The organism is Streptomyces sp. WAC04114 (assembly GCF_019733245.1).
Classification (GTDB): Bacteria; Actinomycetota; Actinomycetes; order Streptomycetales; family Streptomycetaceae; genus Streptomyces; species Streptomyces massasporeus_A.
In genome coordinates, this window is sequence record NZ_JAIGQA010000309.1 from 1 (window position 1) to 4,664 (window position 4,664).

The following is a 4,664-nucleotide window of genomic DNA, read 5'->3' on the forward strand; positions in this document are numbered from 1 at the left end:
TGATCCTGCTCAACGACGACGACCTGTCGTACGCGAAGGTCCGCCTGGACGAGCGGTCGCTGGCCTTCGTCACGGAGCACCTCGGCGATTTCGAGTCCTCGCTTCCGCGCGCCCTGTGCTGGGCGTCTGCCTGGGACATGACGCGCGACGCCGAGCTGGCGGCCCGCGACTACCTGTCGCTGGTGCTGTCCGGCATCGGCAAGGAGTCGGACATCGGTGTCGTGCAGTCGCTCCAGCGGCAGGTGAAGCTGGCGATCGACCTGTACGCCGACCCGGCCGCCCGCGAGGCGCTGCTGGCCCGCTGGACCGACGCGACGCTGGCGCACCTGCGGGCGGCGGCGCCGGGCAGCGACCACCAGCTGGCGTGGGCGCGCGCGTTCGCGGCCACGGCCCGCACGCCGGAGCAGCTCGATCTGCTGGAGGCGCTGCTGGACGGCTCGCAGACGATCGAGGGCCTGGCCGTCGACACGGAGCTGCGGTGGACGTTCGTGCAGCGGCTCGCCGCGGTCGGCCGGTTCGACGAGGCGGAGATCGCGGGCGAGTACGAGCGTGACCGCACGGCCGCGGGTGAGCGCCACGCGACCACGGCCCGGGCGGCCCGGCCGACGGCGGAGGCCAAGGCGGAGGCGTGGGCGTCGGTCGTCGACTCCGACAAGCTGCCGAACGCCGTGCAGGAGGCGGTCATCGCCGGCTTCGTCCAGACCGACCAGCGTGAGGTGCTCGCCCCGTACGCGGAGCGGTACTTCGAGGTGGTCAAGGACATCTGGGAGTCCCGCTCCCACGAGATGGCCCAGCAGATCGCCGTCGGCCTCTACCCGACCGTGCAGGTCTCCCAGGAGACCCTGGACCGCACGGACGCCTGGCTGGCCTCCGCCGAGCCGACCGCTGCTCTGCGGCGCCTGGTCTCGGAGTCCCGCGCGGGTGTGGAGCGGGCCCTGCGGGCCCAGCGGGCGGACGCGGCGGCCGGGGAGTAGTCCGGCGGTTTTCCCGTGTGGCGGAAGGGGCGTCCGGTGTGTACCGGGCGCCCCTTCCGCCTGCTCTGCGGGAGTGGGGGCCTGAGCTCCCCGCCTACCGTCGCAGCGCTCCGTCCGGCACGCATCGGTTCCGCGCGGACCTTCACGGTGTGCTCGGAGGTGCGCGGCGTCCGGGTGACGAACTGCCCCGCCACCGTCGCCCCGAACGCCAGCCCCATGCCGACCAGCTGCACCGGCGTCAGCGCCTGTCCGAGCGCCGCCCAGCCGACGACGGCCGCGGTCAGCGGGGAGAGCGGCCCGAGGAAGGTGACCTGGGTGGCGGTCATGCGGCCGATGCCGCGGAACCACAGCCAGTACGCGACGGCGGTGTTCGCGACGGCGAGGTAGAGGTAGCCGCCGACCGCCCGGCCGTCCAGCGCCGGCGGGGCGCCCTCGACCAGGAAGGCGAGCGGGGCGATGAGCAGGCCGCCCGCGGTCAGCTGCCAGCCGGTCAGCGCCAGCGGACCGACTCCCTCCGGGCGGCCCCAGCGCTGGGTGAGCACGGTGCCGGTGGACATCGAGGCGGTGGAGGCGACGGCCGCCAGCAGGCCGAGCGTGTCCAGCGCCCCGGCCGCCCGCAGGACGACGAGGCTGACGCCGAACGCGGCCACGGCCCCGGTCACCAGCGTGCGCGCCGACGGCCGCTGCCCGAGCAGCAGCGCCGAGAGGCCGGCCACGAACAGCGGACCGGCGGAGCCGACGACGGCCGCCAGACCGCCGGGCAGCCGGTACGCGGAGAGGAACAGCAGCGGGAAGAAGGCGCCGATGTTCAGCGCGCCGAGCACCGCCGCCTTCCACCACCAGGCACCGCGCGGCAGCACCCGGGCGAGGGCGAGCAGCAGCAGACCGGCGGGCAGGGCCCGCATCAGGGCGGTGAACAGGGGGCGGTCGGGCGGGAGGAACTCGGTAGTGACCGCGTAGGTCGTGCCCCAGGAGACGGGCGCGAGGGCGGTGAGGGTGATGAGGGCCGGGCGGGAGAGGGCCATGGGAGACACCCTTCGAAGTAGGTCGGCAGAAAGTAGCTTAACGCTAAGCAACTTTCCGTCAAGCTACTTTCTTGCGGGTGACCGAGAAGCGGCCGATACTCGTGCCATGAGCGAACGCCCCGAGCAGCGCAAGGACCCCGTCGACGCGATCGTCGACCAGTGGGCGACGGTCCGGCCCGACCTCGACACCGCCGCCATGGAGGTCTTCGGCCGCATCAACCGGCTCTCGCACGCGATCGGGGAGCGGGTGGGGCAGGCGTACGCGAAGTTCGGCATCTCCCGCGGGGAGTTCGACGTGCTGGCGACCCTGCGCCGCTCCGGCGAGCCCTACACGCTCTCCCCCCGGCAGCTCTCCGCGACGCTGATGCTCACCACCGGCGGCATGACGGGGCGCCTGGACAAGCTGGAGCGGGCGGGCCTGCTGCGCCGCTCACCCGATCCGCACGACCGGCGCGGACTGCACGTCACGCTCACCGACGAGGGCCGCGCCCTGGTCGACGAAGCGGTCGGGGCGGGACTGGCGGTGCAGACGGAGGCGCTCTCCGTCCTGGGCGCGCAGCGGGCCGGGCAGCTCGCCGATCTGCTGCGGGACCTGCTGGCGGGCTCGGAGAGGTCCTGACATGACGAGGGCGCCGCCGCGGTCATCGCGACGGCGCCCTCGACGAGGAACGCGGGTCAGGCCTTGACTTCGCTCTTCGCGTCGGCCTTGGCGGTGATGTTGGAGCTGGTCGGGTCCTTCTTCTGGTGCGTCCTGTCCGCGATCGTCACCAGAACGTGGATGATCAGGTAGAGCACGATGGGGGTCGCGACGAAGAGGCCCAGCGTCTCGATGACGCTCAGGCCCTGACCGGGGTCGTCACCGTCGTCGCGGGTGAGCGCGCTCGCGGGGGACGACATGAGCAGCATCATCAGCGTCGTACCGGCTGCCAGGGCGCCGGCGCGCAGGGCGTTCTTCTTGTCCACGGTGTCAAAATATCCAACGCCGACCGGGGGCGCGCGCCCGGGGTGCCGTAAGAGCCCCCGGCCTCATGTGCCGCCCTCCCTGAGCACCTCCAGCAGCGCGTGCAGCCGCGGTGAGGACGCCAGGTCCTCCAGGGTCACCGGCCGCCCCTGTGCGTCCGCGATCGGCAGGCGCCAGTTCGGGTACTGGTCCCACGTCCCCGGGAGGTTCTGCGGGCGGCGGTCGCCGACGCCGTCCGGCAGCCAGACGCCGACCATGCGGGCCGGGGTGCGCAGCAGGAAGCGGTGGACGGCCTGGATCTGGGCCTCCTCCGACGACGTGTCACCGCCGCCGCCCGTGCCGTGCAGCAGGCCCAGCCGGGAGAGCAGGGCGAGCCACTCCCCCGCGTCGGCGGCGGCCTCGGCGCGCTCCTCCTCCAGGGGCCGGGCGAGCAGGCCCAGGCTGTCGCGGAGCTCGACGTGCTCGCCGGTGAGGCGGGCGGCGGTGGAGGGCAGGTCGTGGGTGGTGGCGGTGGCCAGGCAGTCGGCGCGCCAGCCGTCGGGGGGCAGGGGGCGGCCGTCGCCGTCCCAGTCGCGTTCGAACCACAGCACGGACGTGCCGAGCACCCCGCGCTCACGCAGCGCCTCGCGCACGCCGGGCTCCACCGTGCCGAGGTCCTCGCCGATGACGAGCGCCCCGGCCCGGGAGGCCTCCAGGACGAGGACGGCGAGCATGGCCTCGGCGTCGTAGCGGACGTAGGTGCCCTCGGTGGGCGGGTGGCCCTGCGGGACCCACCAGAGGCGGAACAGGCCCATCACGTGGTCGATGCGCAGGGCTCCGGCGTAGCGGAACAGGGCGCGCAGCAGGTCGCGGAACGGGGCGTAGCCGGACTCGGCGAGGCGGTCGGGGCGCCAGGGCGGCAGGCCCCAGTCCTGGCCGCGGGCGTTGAAGGCGTCCGGCGGTGCGCCGACGGACATGCCGGCGGCGAAGTGCTCCTGCTGCGCCCAGGCGTCGGCGCCGCCGGGGTGCACGCCGACCGCGAGGTCGTGCACGATCCCGACGGGCATCCCGGCCTCGGTCCCGGCGCGCTGCGCGGCGGTGAGCTGGGTGTCGGTGAGCCAGGCGAGCCGGGACCAGAAGTCGACCCGGTCCATGAGGCCGTTGCGCGCCTGGGTCGTCTCGGCCGACCGCGGATCGCGCAGGCCCGTCGGCCAGCGGTGCCAGTCGGAGCCGTGCACCTCGGCGAGGGCGCACCAGGTGGCGTGGTCCTCCAGGGCCTGGCCCTGCTCGGCGAGGAAGTCGCAGTAGGCGGCGCGCCGGCCGGGGCCGAGGGGGACCTCGCCGATCAGTTCCAGCGCCTCCCGCTTGAGCTCCCACACGGCGTCCCGGTCGATCAACGCGCCCTTGTGCAGCACCGCTTCGCGCAGCCGGCCCGCCTTCTCCAGCAGGGCGCGCAGGCGTTCGGGGTCGTCGACGTACGCGGCCTCGGGGATGTCCTCGATCCGCAGGTGCACGGGGTCGGGGAAGCGGCGCGAGGAGGGGCGGTACGGAGAGGGGTCGGTGGGGGCTCCGGGCACGGCGGCGTGCAGCGGGTTGACCTGGACGAACCCGGCGCCCAGCGACCGCCCGGCCCAGCCGGCCAGCTCGGCGAGGTCACCGAGGTCGCCCATGCCCCAGGAGCGGCGGGAGAGCAGGGAGTAGAGCTGGACGAGGAGTCCGTACGAG

4 protein-coding genes and 1 pseudogene are annotated in these 4,664 nt (G+C 74.2%); 2 read left to right on the top strand and 3 right to left on the bottom strand.

All coding sequences use genetic code 11. The features are described 5' to 3' along the window. Nucleotides 1-974 (top strand): ERAP1-like C-terminal domain-containing protein (locus K4G64_RS38410; RefSeq protein ID WP_221760487.1); only part of this gene is annotated, 974 nt, incomplete at its 5' end. 160 nt (nucleotides 975-1,134) lie between these two features. Here the strand turns inward: K4G64_RS38410 and K4G64_RS38415 are convergent. Beyond that, nucleotides 1,135-1,999, bottom strand: a pseudogene (locus K4G64_RS38415) (EamA family transporter); the annotation flags it as partial. A gap of 106 nt (nucleotides 2,000-2,105) precedes the next feature. Here K4G64_RS38415 and K4G64_RS38420 point away from each other — a divergent pair. Then, complete coding sequence (locus K4G64_RS38420) at nucleotides 2,106-2,618, top strand: MarR family winged helix-turn-helix transcriptional regulator (protein ID WP_221760488.1); 513 nt, start codon at nucleotides 2,106-2,108, stop codon at nucleotides 2,616-2,618. A 56-nt stretch (nucleotides 2,619-2,674) separates the two neighbouring features. Here K4G64_RS38420 and K4G64_RS38425 read toward each other — a convergent pair whose 3' ends face one another. Then, nucleotides 2,675-2,962 carry a hypothetical protein gene (locus tag K4G64_RS38425; RefSeq protein ID WP_221760489.1) on the bottom strand — a complete coding sequence of 96 codons (288 nt, stop codon included), beginning with the start codon at nucleotides 2,960-2,962 and terminating at the stop codon, nucleotides 2,675-2,677. A 63-nt stretch (nucleotides 2,963-3,025) separates the two neighbouring features. After that, a partial coding sequence (gene malQ / locus K4G64_RS38430; protein ID WP_221760490.1) for a 4-alpha-glucanotransferase occupies nucleotides 3,026-4,664 on the bottom strand: 1,639 nt, incomplete at its 5' end.